The organism is Allosphingosinicella indica (assembly GCF_900177405.1).
GTDB classification, from domain to species: domain Bacteria; phylum Pseudomonadota; class Alphaproteobacteria; order Sphingomonadales; family Sphingomonadaceae; genus Allosphingosinicella; species Allosphingosinicella indica.
Genome location: NZ_LT840185.1, coordinates 59,113 through 78,819, shown reverse-complemented (window position 1 = coordinate 78,819; position 19,707 = coordinate 59,113). Strand labels below are relative to the sequence as shown.

The window sequence follows — 19,707 nt, the reverse complement described above, 5'->3', positions numbered from 1 at the left end:
ACCTGCCGATCCTGCCATCCTTCGGAGTATCCCTGCCGTGACCCTGATCCCCGATCTCGACGCAGTCCGGGCGCGTTTCGCCTCGCTGCCCGACCTCGCCTATTTCAGCAGCGGGTCCTACGGCCTGATCGCCGACAGCGTTAGCGGCGCATTCGAAGACTATATGGCCGATCGCATCGCCAATGGGGCGAATTGGGGCGGCTGGGTCGGCCGGCTGGAATCGGTGCGCGGCCAGGTCGCGCGGATGTTCGGCGTCGATACGGACGAAATCGCGATCACCGGCTCGGCATCGGCGGGCATCAACGCGATCGCCAGCGCGTTCGACTTCACCGGGCCGCGCAACAAGATCGTCCTCTCCAATTTCGAATTCCCGACCAGCGGGCAGATCTGGCACGCGCAGGAGCCGGCCGGCGCGCGGATCGAGCATGTCGAGGAAGCCGGGGACGGCACGATCGCGCTCGAGAATTTTGCCCAAGCCATCGACGATCGCACCGCCATCGTGGCGATTTCGCACGTCTGCTATCGCCACGGCGGCAAGATACCGGATGCCGACATCCGCGAGATCGTCCGCATCGCGCATACCCATGGCGCTATCGTGATCCTGGATTGCTACCAGTCGGTCGGTGCGGAGCGCATCGACCCGCGCGACCTTGGCGTCGACATCTGCGTCGGCGGCATGTTGAAATATCTGCTCGGCACCGCGGGCATCGGCTTTCTCTACGTGCGCGCCGATCTGACGCAGGAACTCGCGCCGCGCGCCACCGGCTGGTTCGCGCAGGACGATCCGAACGCGATGGATATTTTCGCCAATGCGCCCAGCGCGACGGCGCGGCGGTTCGAGGCGGGAACGCCGCCCGTGCCGAGCCTGTTCGCGGCGGGAGCGGGGCTCGCGCTGATCCTCGACATCGGCCTCGACGCCATCGGCGATCATGTGCGCACGATCACCCGTTACGCGCTCGATCGCTTCCAGGCCGAGGACATCCGGGTCTTCACCCCCGATGACGACGCCCGGCGCGGCCCGCTGATCGCCTTGCCGTCTCACGAGGAGGTGAAGCTGGTCGATGCGCTGGCCGCCGACAAGGTGATCACGTCCAGCCGCGACGGCAGGATCCGCGCCGGCTTCCACTTCTACAATGACGAGGCGGACGTCGAGCGACTGGTTGCCGCCCTCATCAAGAACCGCGATCTGCTGGGGCCAGTTGGCTGACGGCATCACGGGGCTGCATGCGCAGGACGGGGGAGGGCGTGAGCCCTCAGGAAGCGCGCCGCCGAGTCAGTAATTGATCCCGGGATTGTCGCCGGGGTGAATGAGGCCCACGACGTCCATGCCCTCTGGCGCTGTGCACTCCAGCGCATGAAGATGCTTGCGCGGGAAGAAGATCACGTCGCCTGCGCGCACCCGCGCCGCGCTGCCCTCGTTCCAGATGATCCCCTCGCCCGAAAGGATGACCAGCGCCTCTTCGTAGAGATGGCGGTGCATCTCGGCGCGAGAGGTCGGAATATGGCCGATGAACTGCGCAGCTGTGGTCGAGCCGATGCGTTTGTCGACCAGCATCTGGAACCAGCGCGGCCCCATCGCGGTGCGGCCAGCCTCGTCGATCGGCACCACGCGTTCCGGCCATGCCTGATCGAAATGGGGCGGCATATCGGCCTGCTCGTCCAGTGCTTCCACCGCCGGGCAAGCGGAGACATAGGCCGTCAGCGCGGTTGCGGCATGGACGCGAAATGCCTCGCCGGCGCGGACATAGACACCGCAGGGCGCGGAAAGCGCGAAGCGGCGCTCGCCGATCTCGATCTCGCCATTGCCGCTCCGCACCCACAGGATCGCATCTACGCCACGCGCCGATAGCACCGGCGAAGCGCCACTGGTCAGCCGCAGGTGGAATTGCGATTGATGCTGCGCTCCCAGCGAAGGCGCGACCAGCGTGCTCAGTTGATAACGATCACCGGAGTCAGGGGGCGACACGACGAAGCAGCAGCCATCGAGGCGGGCGAAGCCGTCGGTCCCGGCCGCGACGATTGGCGGCTGCGGCCCGGCGGCGGCGGTGTCGTCATCCTCATATCCGCCAGGCAGGTTGCTATGCGTTCCATCACAGAAGGGCGGCGTCTGGGTGTGCTTGCAATCGCAGAACAGCACCTCTTCGCCATCCGCCTTGGCAACATATTGGACGGGTTCGAAGCCCGTCCCGATATGCGAGCGGCCATCGCAGAACGGCTGCCGGGTCGAACGGCCGCAAGCGCACCAGGGATAGGTGCGTCCGGCCCTCAGCTCGCGATAATAAGGCTTGCGGTTCGCGATGCGCGGGCAATCCAGCGAGCAGTCATGGCCGGTCACGACATCTGTCCCACATGCTGAAAAAGGGGAGGGGAGCCGTCGCCCCCCTCCATGTCAACTCAGAAGCGCTTGGTCAGTTCGATCCCGACCGTCCGGGGGCGGTTGGTGATCTTCGTGGTCGGCACATTGGCTGCCGCCGCCAGGAACACGTCGCCCTGCACGTCGAAGATATTGTCCATGAACAGCGCCACGCCCAGGCCATTATCGTCATTGTTCGCGCCGATCCGGGCATTGACGAGGCTGAAGCTGCGCTGCGTGCGATAAAGGTTGAGCGCGCCCGCAGGAACGACGGGACGCAGCTCCGTACCGGACTTGCCCTTGAAGCTGTAATCGCCGCGGATGAACCCGTTCCATCCTTCGACGAGTTCGGCGCTGTACTGCGCTGAGAAGTTGGCGGTGAAGGCCGGGATGCGAGGTATCTTGTCGCCCTTCCTGCCGGGGGCCGCGATGTCGGCGCTGACCTGGTCCTCGGTCAGCTCGCGCTTCGGCAGCCAGTTGAAGCCCGCCGAAATGTCGAGCCCGTCGGCCGGGCGCGCCTGCACTTCCACTTCCATGCCCTGGATGCGGGCAGCGCCGGCATTGCCGATGAAGCCGAACGAATTGGTCGGATCGCGGCCGGTGACCTGGATATTGTCCCAGTCGATCTGGTAGATTGCCGCATTGAAGATCAGGCGGCGATCGAACCAGGTCGATTTCATGCCGAGCTCGTAATTCCACAGAGAATCCGATTCGTAACCATCCGGCACCGCCACTGCGGCGGACTGGTTGGTGCCGCCGAGGCGATACCCCTTTGCCGCGAGCGCGTAGAAGGTGAGGTCCTGGGTGGGCTTGAACGATATCTGGCCCTTCGGAATGAAGCGGTTTTCGTCCACCCGGCGATTGTAGGGAGCGGGCAATGTGCTCCCGAAGGTCGGGAACTGGAACAAGGTGGCGCCATTGTCGCGCTGCTTCGCTTCGAACCAGCGCAGGCCGGCCATCACCTCCAGGCTGTCGGTAATGTCGAACGTGCCTTCGCCGAAGATCGCCTTTTCCTTGATCCGGCGCGTGTTGATGCGGGCGAAGGCACACGGGTTGCATCCCTCGATGCCGGCGCCGGGAGCGGTGGAGAAGCCGGTGGGCGGCGTGCTCGCGACGATCACATCGCCATTCTCGTCGACCAACGGCGAGAAGCTGCGAAAATCGGAATCGCGATCGCGGTAGAATACGCCGGTGACCCACTGGAACGGCCCGCTGCCGGTCGAGTTGAGGCGCGCCTCGAAGGTCTTCTGGTTCAGATCCTGCGTCTGATCGGTGAGCTGTGGCACGAGATCGGGCCGGACGCAGGGATTGCCGCTGGGGCAGATTTCGCCTGCTGGGCCAACGCCAAGGGACCAGACGAAATTGTCGCGATAGAATTGCAGATTGCGCTTGTAGACCGACCCCGTGACGGTCAGCGCCGCGAAGCCCAGATCGCCATTGGCGGTCAGCGAGTAGAGCTCCTGCCGGTCCGGACGCGGCGATTTGACGTAGCTGCCGGAATTGAATTTCCCCGTTTCGAAATAAGCGAAGCGCGGCACCCGGTCGTTCCAGCCCGGATCGCTGCTGTCGCCGCGCTCGCGGAAGCTGTCGTACGGGCTGTATTCGCTGGCGCCATTCGTGTCGCGCCGCTGATACCAGGCCATGGCGTCGATCGACCAGTCGGGCGATGGCTCCAGCCGCAGGATCGCGCGGAAGCCGGCCGTGTTGTCCGAATTGATGTTCTTGTTGCCCAGCCGGACGTTGTCGACATAGCCGGCGGTGCGATCATAATAGCCGACGACGCGCAGGCCCAAGGTGTCCTGCACGATCGGCATGTTGATCATGCCATAGATGTCGCCGCCCTCGTTGCCGCCGGACACGATATTGGCTTCGACCTTCACCGATCCTTCGACGGTGGACAGGTTCGGCTTGTTGGTGATGAAACGGATCGCGCCCGTCTGCGAATTGGCGCCAAACGTGGTGCTCTGCGGCCCCTTCAAAACCTCGACGCGCGACATGTCGTAAAGCTGGAGGTCGCCGATCTGCGAGCCGCTGTCTCCGGTCGAGCTCTGGATGCCGGGAATGGGCACCTCGTCATAATAGACCGCGACCTGTTCCTGCCCGGCCGACTGGATGCCGCGCAAGGTGTAGCGCTTGAGACCCGGTCCCTGATTGGTGAAAGTAAGGCCAGGGACTTGATAGGCGAAATCTTCGAAGCCCGAGACACCGCGTCGCGCCAGCTCCTCGCCGCCGATGGCGCTGATCGACGCTGGAATGTCCTGCAACATCTCCTCGCCGCGCTTGCGGGCGGTGACGACGATATCGCCGCTTAGCCCCGCGTTCGACGCTGTCGGCCGCGGCGGCGCGGCGTCCGGGGCGGGCGCTGGCGCGGCCTCCTGAGCGAGCGCAGGCGCGGCGGCGGCCACGCATGCGATCAGCGATGTCGCGGTTAGAAGTCCGGTTGCGCGATGCCCCATCTCGAATCCCTTCCTCTCAGAATGTTATTTTCTCATTCAATCATTCATATTCTTTTTCATACTTTATGGTTGATTTAAGCTTGAAGCAAGTGGCCTTGACGCGAAGTGACAAGCCTTTGTTATCTATATTTAAAAACTGGAAAGGCGCTTGCTCACGCGTTCTGTGGAGCTCCATCGGATGCGTTATTCGCCGAGCCATCTCGCGATAAAGTTCCGCCTTGGCTAAACGGCCGGTGCCGTCACCACGCGGTCGGGGCCATCGTTTGATGCTTCGGCGCCAATTGCGATTGTTTTACATTGCCCGCCTGCTGCCGACTCAGGCGGTCCATCTCCCGCCCAGCGCCTTCAACAGATCAATCTGAGAACGGCTGATTTGGGCGTCTGCGAGGGCAAGTGCGGCTTCTGCGTCCGCGAAGGTCCGTTCCGCATCAATTTGGGCGAGGCTGTCGATCTGGCCTTCGCGTCGCTGCGCGCGCGTGATCCGGGCGGCTATCGCTGCCTCGTCGCGCGCCGCCAGCAACGCCTGCCACCGCTCGATCGCTTTCGCGTAGTTCGACAGTCCGGTCTCGGTTTCCTCTAGCGCCGTCAACACGATGCCGTCGAAGGCGGCGAGCGCTTCTTGCGCATCCGCCTCGGCGCCAGCAATCCTTGCGCGTGCCTGGGTGGGATTGACGGCCCAGCTGATCAACGGGCCCAGCAGCCAGTTCAGCGGCCCGGCGCCGAACAGGTTGCCGAGCCCAGAGCTGGTCGACCCGACCGATCCGCCGAGGGTGATCCGCGGATAGAGGTCGGCGGTAGCGACCCCGATCCGGGCGGTCGCCGCAGCGAGACGGCGCTCGGCGGCGCGAACGTCCGGCCGGCGCGCGAGGAGGGCAGCGCCGTCTCCGACGGGGATCGGGTCGTCGAGGCGAAGCGTCTCTTGGCGCGCGGCGGCGACCGGCGGCAGCCCCGCCGGGGTCCGTCCGGTCAGCGTCGCAAGCCGAAAGAGCGCAGCCTGCCGCTCGGCGGCGATGGCGGGCACCTCCGCCTGGCGCTGATTGCGCAGCGCTGCAACGCGCGCCGTGTCGAGGCCGGTCGTCATGCCGACCTCGGCGCGGCGCTGCGTCACCTTCAGCGATCGATCGAGAAGCGCGACGATCCGCTCGGCGACGGCGAGCCTCTCGGCGGCCGACGCGGCATCGGCATAGGCGCGCGTCGTGTCCGCGACGATCGCAACGCGCACGGCATCCGCATCCGCCTCGGCTGCGGCGACATCGCCGCGGGCGGCTTCCACGCCGCGGCTGACCCGGCCGAACAGATCGACTTCGTAGGCGACGTCGAGCCCGGCATCGACGGTCCAGTCCTCACGCGCGGCGCCCGCCGGGCGCTGGATCGCCGATGCGCGGCCATATGTCGCGCTGGCTCCGGCGGTGACCTGCGGCAGCCGGTCGCCCTTTACTTCGCGCAGGCTTGCGCGTGCCTTCATCAGGCGCGCGGCGGCGACGCGGATGTCGGTATTGGCGGCAAGCGCGTCGGCGATCAGTCCGTCGAGCACCGGATCACGATAAAGCTGCCACCAGCGGTCGTTGGCGGTCGGGGATGGGCTGACGGCGGCGCTGGCCGACACAAACGGGCCGGCGGCGCCCGTCGGGACGGCCGGAGGCGCATAATCGGGGCCGGTCGCACACGCCGCGAGCGCGAGCGCTGCGGTGGAGGACAATAGAGTGCGGATCATGGAGACATCTCCTTATTCGGCGGGCTGCAGCAGCGCCGGCGGTGCGGCGCGGCGGCGCCGCAATCGGTCGCCGAGCGCGCGGCAGACGACATAGAAAGTGGGTGTGAATACGAGGCCGAAGCCGGTGACGCCGAACATGCCGAAGACGACCGCGGTGCCCAGCGCCTGGCGGAGTTCCGCGCCGGCGCCGCTGGCGATCATCAGCGGGACGGCGCCGAGGATGAAGGCGAAGCTCGTCATCAGGATCGGGCGGAGGCGATCGCCCGCCGCGCGGATCGCCGCCTCCACCGGCGACAGCCCGTCCTCCGCTTCGGCCTGCCGCGCGAACTCGACCACCAGGATCGCATTCTTGGCGGCGAGCGCGATCAAGACGACCAGCCCGATCTGCGTCAGCACATTGTTGTCCATGCCGCGCAGATTCACGCCGATCATCGCGGCGAGCAGGCACATCGGCACGATCATGATGATCGAGAGCGGGAGGACCAGGCTTTCATATTGTGCCGCCAGTACGAGGAAGACGAACAAGACCGCGAGCGCGAACACCAGCGCTGCCGTGTTGCCCGCCAGTTGCTGCTGGAAGGCGATGTCGGTCCATTCGGTGCCATAGCCGTTGGGCAGCGTCTCGGCGGCGAGCCTTTCCATCGTCACCAGCGATTGGCCCGACGAGAAACCGGGCGCGGTGTTGCCGTCAACTTCGACCGCCGGGAACATGTTGTAGCGCACCACACGATAGGGGCCCGTCTTGTCCTCGAAGGTCGCGACCGATCCGATCGGGACCATGCCGCCGGCATCGGACCGCGTCTTGAGGCTTGCGATATCCGCCGGGGTCTGGCGGAACGGCGCGTCGGCCTGCGCGGTGACGCGGTAGGTGCGGCCGAGCAGGTTGAAATCGTTGACGAAGACCGAGCCGAGGTAGACGTGGAGCGCCTCGAAGACGCGTTCGGGCGGCACGCCCAGCATGTCGGACTTGCGCCGGTCGATGTCGACGAAGATCCGCGGCGTCGACGTGTCGAAGAAGGTGTAGGCGCCGGCCAGTCCCTCGGCCTGATTGGCCTTGGCGATCAGCGCGTTGGCTTCATTGCCGAGCGCCTGGTAGCCGTGGCCGCCCCGGTCCTGCACCATCATCCGGAAGCCGCCGGCGGCGCCGATGCCCTGAATGACGGGGGGCGGCACGATCATCAGCCGCGCCTCGGTGATGTCCGCGGTCGCCTTCTGCGCCTCCGCCATGATCTGGTCGACGTGCAGGCCCGGCCGGTCCTTGAACGCTTCGAGCGGGATGTAGGCCGCCGCCGCATTGGGCGCGAGCGTCTGCGACGGCCCGTCGAACCCGGCGAGCATCACCGCACCCTTGACGCCCTCGAGCGGCAGGATGCGGCCCGCGACCTTGCGCATCACGGCATCCGTCCGTTCGACCGAAGATCCCGACGGAAGCTGGATGACGGTCAGGAAATAGCCCTGGTCCTGCTGGGGGATGAAACCGGTCGGGGTCGTCCAAAGCATCGCGCCGGTGGCGGCGATGAAGCCGGCATAGGCGATCATCACGCGCCTCGGACGCGTGACCAGCACGCGGGTCATAGCGCCGTAGCGCGCGCTCATCGCATCGAATCCGCGGTTGAAGGCGTCACCCGCGCGGCGGACGCTGCGCATGAACCGGGAGTGCGCCGGCGCGTCCTCGGCATGATCTTTGAGCAAGAGGGCCGCGAGGGCGGGGGACAGCGTCAGCGACACGATTAGCGAGATGATGGTCGCGGTCGAGATTGTCGCCGCGAACTGCTGGTAGAAGGCGCCGGATAGGCCGGTCATGAACAGGGTCGGGATGAACACCGCGCAGAGGACCGCGACGATGGCGACCAACGCCGCCGAAACCTCCTCCATCGAGGTGAACGCCGCCTGCAGCGGCGACATGCCGCGCGCGAGGTTGCGTTCGACATTCTCGACCACCACGATGGCATCGTCGACGACGATGCCGATGGCCAGCACCAGACCGAAGAGCGACAGATTGTTGAGCGAATAGCCGGCAACGAGCAGGACCGCGAAAGTGCCGATCAGCGACACTGGTATCGCGACGACGGGAATAATCGCGGCGCGCCAACGCTGGAGGAAGACGACAATGACGAGGACGACGAGGACCACCGCCTCCAAGAGCGTCGTCATGACCGCGTCGATCGACTGGGCGATGAACTCGGTCGGATTGTAGATGACCTTGTAGGCAAGGCCCGGCGGGAAGCCCTTCTCGAGCGATTCCATCTCGGCGGTGATCGCCTCGGCGGCCGCGAGCGCGTTAGAACCTGGGCGCTGGAACACGCCGAGCAGGACGGTCGGCTCGCCCGAGAGATAGGTGTTGGTCGCATAATCGGCCGCGCCGAGCTCGACCCGTGCAACATCGGAGACGCGCACTTGGCGTCCGTCGGGATCCGAGCGGATGACGACATTGGCGAACTGCTCGGGTTCGGTCAGCCGGCCCTGCGTCTCCACATTGAGCTGGAAGGCATTGCTCTGATTGTAGGGCGGCTGGCCGAGCGTACCGGCCGCAACCTGGACGTTCTGTGCGCGCAGAGCCTGGACGATGTCGCCCGCGGTGAGGCCCAGCGCCCCGGCGCGGCCCGGATCGATCCATACCCGCATCGCATAATCGCGCGCGCCGAAAAGCTGGACATCGCCGACGCCTTCGATCCGCGCCAGCCGGTCTTTCACCTGCGTTAGCGCGTAGTTGGACAGATATTGGGTATCGTGCGAGCGGTCGGGCGAGACGAGGTTGACGACCATCAGGAAGTCCGGCGTCGTCTTCTTGGTGACGATGCCGAGGCGCTGGACTTCCTGGGGCAGGCGCGGCGTCGCGATCGCGACGCGGTTCTGAACGAGCACCTGCGCGGCGTCGAGATCCGTGCCCGACCTGAAGGTAACCGTGATCGTCACCCGCCCGTCGCCGGTCGATTGCGACGATTGGTACAGCATCCCGTCGACGCCGTTGATCTCCTGCTCGATCGGCGCGGCGACCGTTTCCGCGACCGTCTCGGCCGAGGCGCCGGGATAGGTCGCCGCGACTGTCACCGTCGGCGGCACGATGTTGGGATATTGGGAGACCGGCAGCCCGAGATAGGCGAGCGCGCCGACGATCGTGATGACGATCGCAATGACGGCGGCGAAGATCGGGCGGGTGATGAAGAAGCGCGAAAGGCGCATGGGAGGCTCCCCGTGTGGAGGATCGAGAGAAGGCGCGGGAAAAGCGGCCTAGCGGGTGGCGAAACTCGCTTCGTCGGCGGGCGGCGTTGGCGGCGGCGTGGTCCCGGCGCGGACCGTGGCGATCCGCCCGGCGCGCACCGCAACCTTGCTGCCTGGGCTGGCGAGTTGGGTGCCGTTGACGATGACGCGATCCGCGAGCGAAAGGCCGGTGCGCACGATCCGCAAGCCCTCGACGACCGGGCCCAGCGTGACCGGCCTTGCTGAGACAATTCCGTCGCGGCCGACTGTCAGCACGATCTTCCGCGCCTGATCGGTCTGGATTGCGGTGTCGGGCACCAGCAATGCCTGTGCGGTTGCGCCGTTGGCGAGCCGCATGTTGCCGAACATGCCGGGAGTCAGGAACAGATCTGCGTTCGACAGGACAGCGCGCGCGCGCACTGTCCCCGAGCGTGGGTTGAGACCGTTGTCGGTGAAGTCGAGACGGCCGGTGCGAGCATAATCGGTCTCGTCTTGCAGCTTGACCTCGACGCTTGCGCCGTCCGATCCCGACCGCTTCGATTTGAGAAACAGCGCTTCGGACGCGTCGAAGGTGAAGTGGATCGGATCAAGCGCGTTGATCGTCGTCAGCAGCGTTCCGCCGGTGTCGCCCGCCGACACGAGATTTCCGGCATCAATGCGCCGGTCCGAGATGCGGCCCGCGATCGGCGCCCGCACGCGGGTGAATTCAAGATCGAGCGCGCGGGCCTCGACGCGCGCGCGGCTGGCCGCGAGCGCCGCCGTCGCAGCCCGGACGCGCGCGCGGAGCTGGTCGAGATCGCTGGTCGACACTGCATCGTCGGTCACCAGCCGGTTGGCGCGGTCGAGGTTGGCCGTGGCAAGCGCGAGGTCGCTGGCCGCGCTCGCTACGCTGGCACGCGCCTCGGCGAGAGCCGCGGCATAGGGGCGGGGATCGATCGTGAAGAGGAGCTGGCCCTTCCCGACCATCGCTCCGTCCGTGAAGTGCACGGCGGTGACCGCTCCGGACACCCGCGGGCGCACCTCGACTGACTGGGATGCCTCAAACCGACCGACATAATCGTCCCATTCGATCACCGCGCGGACGAGCGGGCTAACCACTTCGACCACGGGGGGCGGCGCTGCGGCGACGGCGGGCGCTTCCCGATGCAGAAGCGCCCAAGCCGCGGCGGCTATGACAACGCCGAGCGTGATGAGGCCGGCCCAGCGCCAACGTCTCCCCAGGACCGTATCCGTGACGCTGCCGTCGGCTTGCACCTTGCTGATCATGTTCATGCCGCGGCCTTTTCCTGCGCTCGCGCCGCATCGATGCTGGCCGCCATCCGATCGAACTGGCCTGGCGTGAAGCCGACTTCGTGGAAGGCCTCACGCTCGGCGGCCGGAAGGGTGCTTCCATGATGCCAATAGAGAACGGCGATCCGGCGAAGCGCTTCCAGGCGGGGGTCGGCCAGCTGCAGGTTGTGAAGCCCGGCACGGAAGACCTTGCCGAGCGCCACCGCCAGCCGACCCGGCGTCGCGAGCGATGATAGGCGATCGAAACGAGCAAGCGCCACCACCGACCATTCGAGCGCCGTCAGCCGGGCAGCGGGCAGCGCGGCCGCAGGCTGAACGACGCCACCCAGGGCAGCAAGGGCAGGGGTTTGGGCGAAATCGACATATGCCATGGAAGTTTCCCTGAAGGCGCACGTCTGCCTCACCGCAGCTTCGAGCTGCGGCAGCGGCGCATGCAGTTTGTCTAAAGCGCGAGCTGCCGTCGCCCGCATCGGTGGCGGGACAGGGTAAGGCTCGCGCTGGATGGGTTAGTCTTGTCCGCCCGCTAAACCGCCGCGGTCCCGCTACATCGATGGACTGTTCGCTCTGTCATTTTCCGGTACCTCCCGGCACGCCGCCCTTCGCAGCCTTTCCATACCAATTGGTATAGAAAGCGGTTCAGCGGTCGTCAATGTCTTTTATACCGGTCGGTAAAAATATTTTATCGGCCCGGCCACATGAGGAGGCTGGTCTCCACCACGCGCTCCAGATCGGCGCGCGACGCGCCCGATCCGGCCTGTACCGCCATGCCTTGGAGGATTGCATAGAGATAAGCTGTGAGGCCGGCGACATCGACATGGTCGGGGAGATCGCCGTCGCGCTTGGCCTGTTCGAACCTCCCTACAAGCGCGGCCTGTGAGGACGCGCGCCGCTGGATCACATCGGCTTTGATCGATTCGGCTTCGGCGCCGCAGGCCGTTGCACTGATGACGCCGAGACAACCCTTGGGGTCGCATGCGCTGGTCTGCGCATCGATCGCGCCCCGCATGAAATGTTCGGCGACGGCACGGGCGGTCGGCTGCTTCAGCGCCTCGCGCGTATATTCGAGCTTTTCGGCCTCGTAGAGGTCCAGCGCCTTGTGGAACAGCGCCTCCTTGTTGCCGAAAGCAGCATAGAGGCTCGGCTTGGTGATGCCCATCGCCTCGGTAAGATCGGTCATCGAAGCGCCTTCATAGCCCTTTGACCAGAAGACGCCGAGCGCAGCGGCAAGCGCCTGATCCACGCAAAATTCCCGAGGGCGGCCCTTCTGAACTTTGAGCGCATTTTCCATAATGATCGGTATATAAATTCGCTTGGCGGGCCGTGCAAGGGTACGAAGGTCCGGGCGCGGGGACGCGCCCGGACCGGTCAGTCGTCAGGCGGCTTCGCGCTCGGTCTCGACGGCGCTCAGCGGCGGATTGGTGCCGGTGATCGGGATCTTGCGAGGCTTCATTGCCTCGGGAATTTCCCGTTCCAGCGAGATGGTGAGGAGGCCATTCGCGAACTCCGCAGAGCGGACCTCGACGAAATCGGCTAGCTCGAAGCGTCGCTCGAACGGCCGCGCCGCGATCCCGCGGTGCAAATAGTCGCCGTCGTCACGGTCCTCGGTCCTGCGCCCGGTGACCACGAGTTCGCCCTGTTTCGCGACGATCTCGATGTCATCCGGGCCGAAGCCGGCGACCGCGAGGGTGATGCGATAGCGATCGTCGCTGAGCTTCTCGAGATCGAATGGCGGGTAATTGTCGCCCGCCTCGGCCCGCATCCGGCCCTCGAGCATGTCGAAGAGCCGGTCGAAGCCGATCGTGGAGCGGCGATAGGCGGTCAGGTCGAAGTCGTTTCTCATTTCCAAATTCTCCTGTTGAAGCAATTTGGGCGTGAGACGCGCCGGATGAGAGCCGGCGCCCTCTTGTCCCAGCCGGGCCCCGGAAGGCAGCCGACGACCGGAAAATTGGTAACGCCTTCGCGGTGTTCAAGAGGATGATTGGCGGGGAAGTCGTGGCGTGTCGGCGGCGTTCTCACCAGGCGCCCAGTTACTGCGCATGAATTCGTGCAAGCTGCCTCTTGCGGCATAAATGTCTACCGTTTTGTGTCTAGGCGCGCCTCCGGGCCGGCCGAGATTCACACTTAAGCGTTTATGTACGCCCAAACGCGCGAAATGACGACCGAGCCTTCGCCGACCGCGGACGCCACCCGTTTTACGGAGGCCGCTCGCACGTCACCGACGGCGAAGATGCCCGCCCGCGATGTGGCGTAGGGTGAGTCCGCGCCAGCTTGGTCCCCGGTCAGCACGAAGCCCTTGCCATCAAGGGCGACAAGCCCAGAAAGCCAGCCGGTATTGGGCGCGGCTCCGACCATCACGAACATTGCGCAGGTCGATATCGGGCGCGCTTCTCCGGTTCGGGCGTTGCGCAGCGTCACTTGCTCGAGCCCGTCACCACCGTCGACTGCCACGATCTCGGCACCATATTCGATCGTGATTGCAGGGTCCGCCTCCAAGCGGTTGGTGAGATAGCTCGACATCGACTGGGCGAGGCTGTCACCACGCACGACAAGGCGCACGTGCCGTGCCGAGCGCGAGAGATACATTGCCACCTGGCCCGCCGAATTGCCCCCGCCGATGACAATCGCTTCCGCATCTCGGCAATAGCGCGCTTCGTTTTCAGTCGCGGCATAATAGACGCCGGCACCTTCGAACTCACCCAGACGATCGATCGGCAAGCGGCGATATTGCACGCCTGTCGCAACGACTACGGCGCGGGCGCGGACCCGCTGGCCGTTGTCAAAGGTGGCGCAGAAACTGCCGTCATCAAGCTCCGCGAGGTCGACGACGCGGCGGGGCATGGCGAACCGGGTGCCGAACTTCATTGCCTGCACCTCCCCGCGCCAGACGAGGTCGGCGCCCGAGATGCCGGTCGGAAAGCCCATATAATTTTCGATACGGCTCGATGTTCCCGCCTGGCCCCCGATCGCGGTATCCTCGACGACCAATGCTGACAGTCCCTCCGCCCCGGCATAGACTCCGGCGGCGACGCCCGCAGGACCGCCGCCGACGACGAGAAGGTCGAAACATTCCTCGTCCTCGAACTGACGGCTGAGGCCAAAGAGCTGCGCGAGCCGGTCCGGGCTCGGATCGTCGATCACCTGGTTGCGGCCGAAGACGACCAGGGGGCGGTCGGGTGCCATCGCGCAGCTCGCCGCGACCGCGCGTGCCTCCGGGCTTCCCAGATCGTGCGACTGGTAGGGCAGGTGATTGCGGCTGGCGAAATCGGCAATGCGCCGGATCGCGCGATCCTGATCTTCGCCCACAAGAACCAGCGATGCGTCCCGTGCGTCGAGCTGGCGGCGGCGGCGCGCGGCTAGCACCGTGATGATGATGTCCGACATCTCCGGGATCTCGGACATCAGCTTCAATATGGTGTCGCGCGGAACCTCGATGACGCGCGTATCCTGCGCGGCGCGCATCGGCATCGTCCAGCTGCCTCCGCCGAGCAGCCCGATCTCCGCCATGAATTGCGTCGGGCCGAGCGTCGAGGGCACGAGCCGTTCGCCGGTATAGGCGTTTACGACCTCAATCTCGCCTTCCTCGACATAGACGAACCGGTCGGCTGGCTCTCCCGGCTGGACCAGCATCGTGCCGGCGGGAAAGAAGGCAGCGCTGCCGACGGCGCGGATGGCTTCCACATGCGATGGTGCGAGTGGTACGCGCTGCATTTCGCGAAGGTCCCGGCCGATCGTCTCCATAAGCTCTCCCGGAAGCTGCCCGCCGATGTCGCGCGGGCCGCCAGCTTAGCACGACGCGCCGATGTTCAACGAGCCCGCATGCGCGATCGGTATCCGCGCGCGACAGGCCTGCAGGAAGCGGCTTGCGCGCGGGCGCGCGGCGAGGGATGATCGGTCATGGCGATTGGGGGGCGTGCAGGATGACGGCTGGGGTCGGTGGAACGGGGGAGGCAGACGCGCCGCCGACGGGCCAGGCCTCCGCACAGGTGCCGGCGCCGGATGCGGATGCGCCAGTTGTTCACGCCCATCACCATGAAGAGCATGACGATACGCAGACCGCCGCCTACCGGCGCGATCGGCTGCTCGCTGCCTTAACCCTGATCGCGGGCGTCGGGCTCGCGGTGGCACTACCCTTCGCGCTGCGGGCCGGCGCCGAATTTTTCCTGCCGGTGACCGCGGCGCTGGTGATCGCGATCGCTTTGGTGCCGCTGCTCGAATGGTTCGAGCGGCGCCGCGTACCCTCGGGTCTCGCCGCCTTCAGTTGCGTGCTGCTTTTCCTGGGCATCGCCAATGCCGCCGTGGCGGCGATCGTGGTGCCGGCGACCGCCTGGGTGCAGATGCTGCCCGAGCGGATCGGTCGCGTCCGCGATACGCTGGCGCCGATCCTCGACGTCTATGCCAGCCTGGAGAAGTTCATCGACGATGTCGTGCTCCAATTCGGCAAGGGCGGCGGCGAGGTTCAGAAAGTGGCAGTGGAGACGCCCAACTCGATGCTCGATCTCATCGCGACCTCGGCGCCGTACGCGCTGATCCACGCCTTCTTCGCCCTGCTCGTCATCTTCTTCTTCCTCGCCGGCTGGACGCGGATGCGCAAAGCCACGATCACGACACGCGCCAGCTTCGACGGTGCGATGACGACGGCGCGCGTCATCCAGCAGGTGGTCGATTCGACCTCCACCTATCTCGGCACGATCACGCTGGTGAATATGTCGGTCGGGCTGCTGATGGCGCTGCTGCTCTGGGCGATTGGGATGCCGACGCCGCTGATGTGGGGCGGCATCGTCGCTGTGCTGAACTATATCCCCTATCTCGGGCCGATCGCGTCCTCGGCGCTGCTCGCGCTCGGCGGGCTGATGGTGTTCTCCGATCCCTGGTATGCGCTGCTGCCGGTCGTCGCGTTCGTCGGCGTCCACATGATCGAGGCGAACATCTTGACGCCGGCGCTCGTCGGGCGGCGGCTGACGATCAATCCGCTGCTCATCCTGGTGGCACTCAGCTTCTGGACATGGGTGTGGGGGACGACCGGCGCGCTTCTCGCGGTGCCGCTGCTCATCATCTTCAAGACGGTGCTCAACGCCGCCGGGCGGCCGGATATCGCGGGGTTCCTATTCGAGGAGGGGACGCTCACCGGCCACCATCACGACGACGATGATTAGCGAGGCTCGGCCGCCCCGATAAAAAGCCGCCCGGGCTTGTTGACAGCATTTGGCGGCTCCACTAGTCCGCCGCTCACCCTACGCGGGTGTAGCTCAGTTGGTTAGAGCGCCGGCCTGTCACGCCGGAGGTCGCGGGTTCGAGCCCCGTCACTCGCGCCATTTTCTCATTCGAGTTTTCTGTCTTGCGCGTCACGGGCACCCGTTGGCCGCGGCAACGTATTTCGTATACGCTGCGCGCGAACCGACCGGAGATGCTATGCGCACGATCCTTCTCCTCGCCGCCGCGACGATCCTGATCGCGCCGGCGATGGCCGCTGCACAGCCTGTCGCTCAGGCGCAGCCAGCGCCCGGCAAGGCCGACACCCGCCTCAAAGCGATCTACGATGCCGAGTGGGACTGGCGGCTGAAGGAGATGGCGCGCGAGGAGGATGAGGAAGGCCGCGACATCGCGTCCGACCGCATGCCGCGCGTCGATGCTGCTTCGCAGCAGCGGCGGCTTGCTTACTGGACGAAGGCGTTGGCCGATGTCCGCGCGATCCCGAAATCCGATCTTTCCGCCGAGGAGCAGGTCAACGCCGCAGTGTTCGAGACGATGGTCGAAGCCGACATCAACGACATCCGCTACAAAAATTACGAAGCGCCGTTCAATTCGGACACCTTTTTCTGGACCAGCTTCACGCCCCGCCAAGGATTCAAGGATGCCGCATCCTACCGCCGCTATCTCGGCCGCCTGCGCGACGTGCCGCGCTATTTCGATGAGGAAACGGTCAACATGCGCGCCGGGCTCGCGCGCGGCTTCACCGTGCCCCAGGTGTCGGTGACGGGGCGCGACAAGACGATCGAGCCCTATCTCCAGACCGGCGAGGAAAACCCGCTCTACACGCCGTTCAAGGACATGCTGGCATCGATGCCGGAGGCCGAGAAGGCGCGGCTGCGCGCCGAGGCGCGGCAGGTGATCGACGGTCAGGCGGTGCCCGCCTACACCAAGCTTCTCGCCTTCATCCGCGACGAATATCTGCCCAAGGCGCGAACCAATATCGGCGCGTCCACGCTGCCCGACGGCAAGGCCTATTATCAGGCGATGATCGAGAAGTTCACGACGCTCAAGCTCACGCCCGCGCAGATCCACAAGATCGGCCTCTCAGAAGTTGCGCGCATCCGCGCCGAGATGGAAGCGACGAAACAGGAAGCGAAGTTCGAAGGATCGCTCGCCGAATTCATGACCTTCCTGCGCACCGATCCGCAATTCTACGCCAAGACACCGCACGAGCTGCTCGCCGACGCGTCCTATTGGGTGAAGAAGGCGGACCTGAAGCTCAAGGACACGATCGGCTTCCTGCCGCGCTACCGCCACGGCATCCTGCCGGTGCCGCCCGCACTCGCGCCGATCTACACCGGCGGGCGCGGCGGGCTCGAAAGCTGCCTGTTCAACACCTACAATTTGCCGGCGCGCCCGCTCTATACGCTGCCGTCGCTCGCGCTGCACGAATGCACGCCGGGGCACAGCTTCCAGGCCGCGCTCGCGCTGGAGGGGCCGGATCGCCCGGCGTTCCGCGACAACATCTATTTCTCGGGCTATGGCGAGGGGTGGGGCCTCTACACCGAGTGGCTCGGCACGGTAATGGGCATCTATGAGACGCCTTACCAGAATTTCGGGCGGCTGACCTACGAGATGTGGCGCGCCGTCCGCCTCGTCGTCGATACCGGTATCCATGAATATGGCTGGAGCCGTGATCGTGCGATCGCCTATATGAAAGAGAATGTCGCGCTCTCGGACCACGAGATTACGACCGAGGTCGATCGCTATATCGCCTGGCCGGGCCAGGCCGTCGCCTACAAGCTGGGCGAGCTCCAGATCCGCCGCCACCGCAACGAAGCCGAGGAAGCGCTAGGGCCGAAGTTCGACCAGCGCAAGTTCCACGATGCTATCCTGGCGCTGGGATCGGTGCCGCTGCCGGTACTGGAAGCGCGGATGAAGCAATTCATCGCCGACGGCGGCGAAAACCCGCCGAGGCCTGCAACGGCGCCGTAGATCCGATGCCGGGGAACAGTCCTTACGATCGTTCTTCCGCCAGCATGTCGCGGGTGAGGATGCTGCGCGCACGACCATAGAGCAGGTAGACGGCAAGCCCGATCAGGTTCCAGATCACGAAGCGCATCAGCGTCAGCTCGGGCAGGCTCAGCATCAGATAGGCGCAGCCGAGGATGGCGAGCGTGCCGACCACATAAGGCTGCGGGCAGCGAAACACACGCGGCAGATCGGGCCGGGTGCGGCGCAGGATCATCAGGCACGCGCCGACCGCGATGAAGGCGAGCAGCGTCCCCGCATTAGCGAGCTCCGCCAGATCGCCGATCGTGAAGAAGCCCGCGAAGGCGGCGACGAAGAGCCCGGTGACGCCGGTGATGAGCACCGGCGATCCGGTGCGCGGCGAGACCTTGCTCGCCCAGCGCGGCAGCAGCCCATCGCGTGCCATCACAAAGAAAATGCGGCTCTGGCCATACATCATCACCAGGATGACCGAGGGCAGCGCGATGATTGCCGCCATCGCCACCGCGGTCGCCGCAAACGGATGGTCGAGCGAGCGCAGCACGAAAGCCAGCGGCTCGGCCGATCCGGCGAGCAACGTGTAGCTGACCGCGCCGACCGCACCGACCGCGACCAGCATGTAGATGGACGTCGCGGTCAGCATCGATCCGATGATGCCGATCTTGAGATCGCGGCCCGGATTCTTCGCTTCCTCGGCCGAGGTCGCGACCGCGTCGAAGCCGTAGAAGGCGAAGAACACGATCGCCGCCGCCGCCATCACGCCGCGCGTTTCGCCGCCCTGCACCGTGCTGCCGAAGCCGTAGGGCATGAAGGGCGAGAGATTGTCGGCATTGAAGGTGGGAAGGGTCAACGCCACGAACACGGCGAGCGCGGCGAGCTTGATGAAAACGAGGATGATGTTGAACGTCGCGCTCTCACGTGTGCCGGCCATCAGCATACCCGCGATCGCCAGCGCGACGAGCACCGCGGGGAGATTGACGATGCCGCCCGCATGCGGGCCGACCAGCAGCTCAGGCGGCAGCACGATTCCTGCCGATTGCAGCCAGCCGACGAGATAGGCGGACCAGCCCACCGCGACCGCGCTGCATGCCACCGAATATTCGAGGATGAGGCTCCAGCCGACGACCCAGCCGATCGTCTCGCCGAGCACCGTATAGGTGTAGGTGTAGGCGCTGCCCGAGGTCGGAATCATCGTCGCCAGCTCGGCATAGGCGAGCGCGGCGCAGGCACAGACCGCGCCGGCGATGGCGAAGGCTAGGATCACCGCCGGCCCGGCGCGGTCGGCGCCGACGCCGGTCAGCGTGTAGATGCCGGTGCCGACGATTGCGCCGACGCCGAGTGCGACGAGGTGCGGCCAGCTCAGCGTCTTACGCAGTGTTTGTTCCGCGCCGACATGATCCGCGGAATCGAGCGGCTTGCGCGGCCCCCGCACGCGCGCCCAGGCATTATGCGCCACCAGCATCCCCCTCTGTCCGGCCGGCGTCCGCCGGCTC

Annotated in this window: 13 protein-coding genes and 1 tRNA gene; 4 read left to right on the top strand and 10 right to left on the bottom strand. The window is 65.8% G+C overall.

Annotated features, from left to right (window positions below):
* The first annotated feature begins 37 nt into the window (after positions 1 to 37).
* Positions 38 to 1,207, top strand: coding sequence for an aminotransferase class V-fold PLP-dependent enzyme (locus B9N75_RS00390; protein WP_085217004.1), 1,170 nt, complete (start codon positions 38 to 40; stop codon positions 1,205 to 1,207).
* A gap of 66 nt (positions 1,208 to 1,273) precedes the next feature.
* Here B9N75_RS00390 and B9N75_RS00385 read toward each other — a convergent pair whose 3' ends face one another.
* The 9 genes from B9N75_RS00385 to B9N75_RS00345 all read right to left on the bottom strand — a co-directional run bounded on the left by B9N75_RS00385 (position 1,274) and on the right by B9N75_RS00345 (position 14,752).
* Positions 1,274 to 2,335: a cupin domain-containing protein gene (locus tag B9N75_RS00385; protein ID WP_244552373.1), complete on the bottom strand. Its 1,062-nt coding sequence runs from the start codon at positions 2,333 to 2,335 to the stop codon at positions 1,274 to 1,276.
* A 59-nt stretch (positions 2,336 to 2,394) separates the two neighbouring features.
* Positions 2,395 to 4,809 carry a TonB-dependent receptor gene (locus B9N75_RS00380; protein ID WP_085217003.1) on the bottom strand — a complete coding sequence of 805 codons (2,415 nt, stop codon included), beginning with the start codon at positions 4,807 to 4,809 and terminating at the stop codon, positions 2,395 to 2,397.
* A 316-nt stretch (positions 4,810 to 5,125) separates the two neighbouring features.
* Positions 5,126 to 6,523, bottom strand: a complete 1,398-nt coding sequence (locus B9N75_RS00375; RefSeq protein ID WP_085217002.1) for an efflux transporter outer membrane subunit — start codon at positions 6,521 to 6,523, stop codon at positions 5,126 to 5,128.
* A 12-nt stretch (positions 6,524 to 6,535) separates the two neighbouring features.
* Positions 6,536 to 9,706 carry an efflux RND transporter permease subunit gene (locus tag B9N75_RS00370; RefSeq protein WP_085217001.1) on the bottom strand — a complete coding sequence of 1,057 codons (3,171 nt, stop codon included), beginning with the start codon at positions 9,704 to 9,706 and terminating at the stop codon, positions 6,536 to 6,538.
* 48 nt (positions 9,707 to 9,754) lie between these two features.
* Complete coding sequence (locus B9N75_RS00365; RefSeq protein ID WP_085217000.1) at positions 9,755 to 10,996, bottom strand: efflux RND transporter periplasmic adaptor subunit; 1,242 nt, start codon at positions 10,994 to 10,996, stop codon at positions 9,755 to 9,757.
* A complete protein-coding gene (locus B9N75_RS00360) occupies positions 10,993 to 11,484 on the bottom strand; it encodes a hypothetical protein (RefSeq protein ID WP_244552372.1) in 492 nt (163 codons plus the stop codon). Before B9N75_RS00360 ends, B9N75_RS00365 begins: the two co-directional genes overlap by 4 nt.
* 209 nt (positions 11,485 to 11,693) lie before the next feature.
* Positions 11,694 to 12,302 (bottom strand): TetR/AcrR family transcriptional regulator, encoded by a 609-nt coding sequence (locus tag B9N75_RS00355; protein ID WP_085216998.1) that lies wholly within the window; start codon positions 12,300 to 12,302, stop codon positions 11,694 to 11,696.
* Between the two features lie 84 nt (positions 12,303 to 12,386).
* Entirely contained in the window at positions 12,387 to 12,854 is a 468-nt protein-coding gene (locus tag B9N75_RS00350; RefSeq protein ID WP_085216997.1) for an Hsp20 family protein, read from the bottom strand.
* A gap of 281 nt (positions 12,855 to 13,135) precedes the next feature.
* Complete coding sequence (locus B9N75_RS00345) at positions 13,136 to 14,752, bottom strand: FAD-dependent oxidoreductase (RefSeq protein ID WP_085216996.1); 1,617 nt, start codon at positions 14,750 to 14,752, stop codon at positions 13,136 to 13,138.
* A gap of 179 nt (positions 14,753 to 14,931) precedes the next feature.
* Here B9N75_RS00345 and B9N75_RS00340 point away from each other — a divergent pair, with 179 nt between their 5' ends.
* From B9N75_RS00340 to B9N75_RS00330, 3 genes are all read left to right on the top strand, one after another.
* Positions 14,932 to 16,167, top strand: a complete 1,236-nt coding sequence (locus tag B9N75_RS00340; RefSeq protein ID WP_085216995.1) for an AI-2E family transporter — start codon at positions 14,932 to 14,934, stop codon at positions 16,165 to 16,167.
* 82 nt (positions 16,168 to 16,249) lie between these two features.
* Positions 16,250 to 16,326: transfer RNA gene (locus B9N75_RS00335), tRNA-Asp, on the top strand.
* A 97-nt stretch (positions 16,327 to 16,423) separates the two neighbouring features.
* Complete coding sequence (locus tag B9N75_RS00330; protein ID WP_085216994.1) at positions 16,424 to 18,199, top strand: DUF885 domain-containing protein; 1,776 nt, start codon at positions 16,424 to 16,426, stop codon at positions 18,197 to 18,199.
* 22 nt (positions 18,200 to 18,221) lie between these two features.
* On the opposite strand, the gene B9N75_RS00325 is transcribed toward B9N75_RS00330, so the two are convergent.
* A complete protein-coding gene (locus B9N75_RS00325; RefSeq protein ID WP_244552460.1) occupies positions 18,222 to 19,646 on the bottom strand; it encodes an amino acid permease in 1,425 nt (474 codons plus the stop codon).
* Positions 19,647 to 19,707 lie beyond the last annotated feature (61 nt).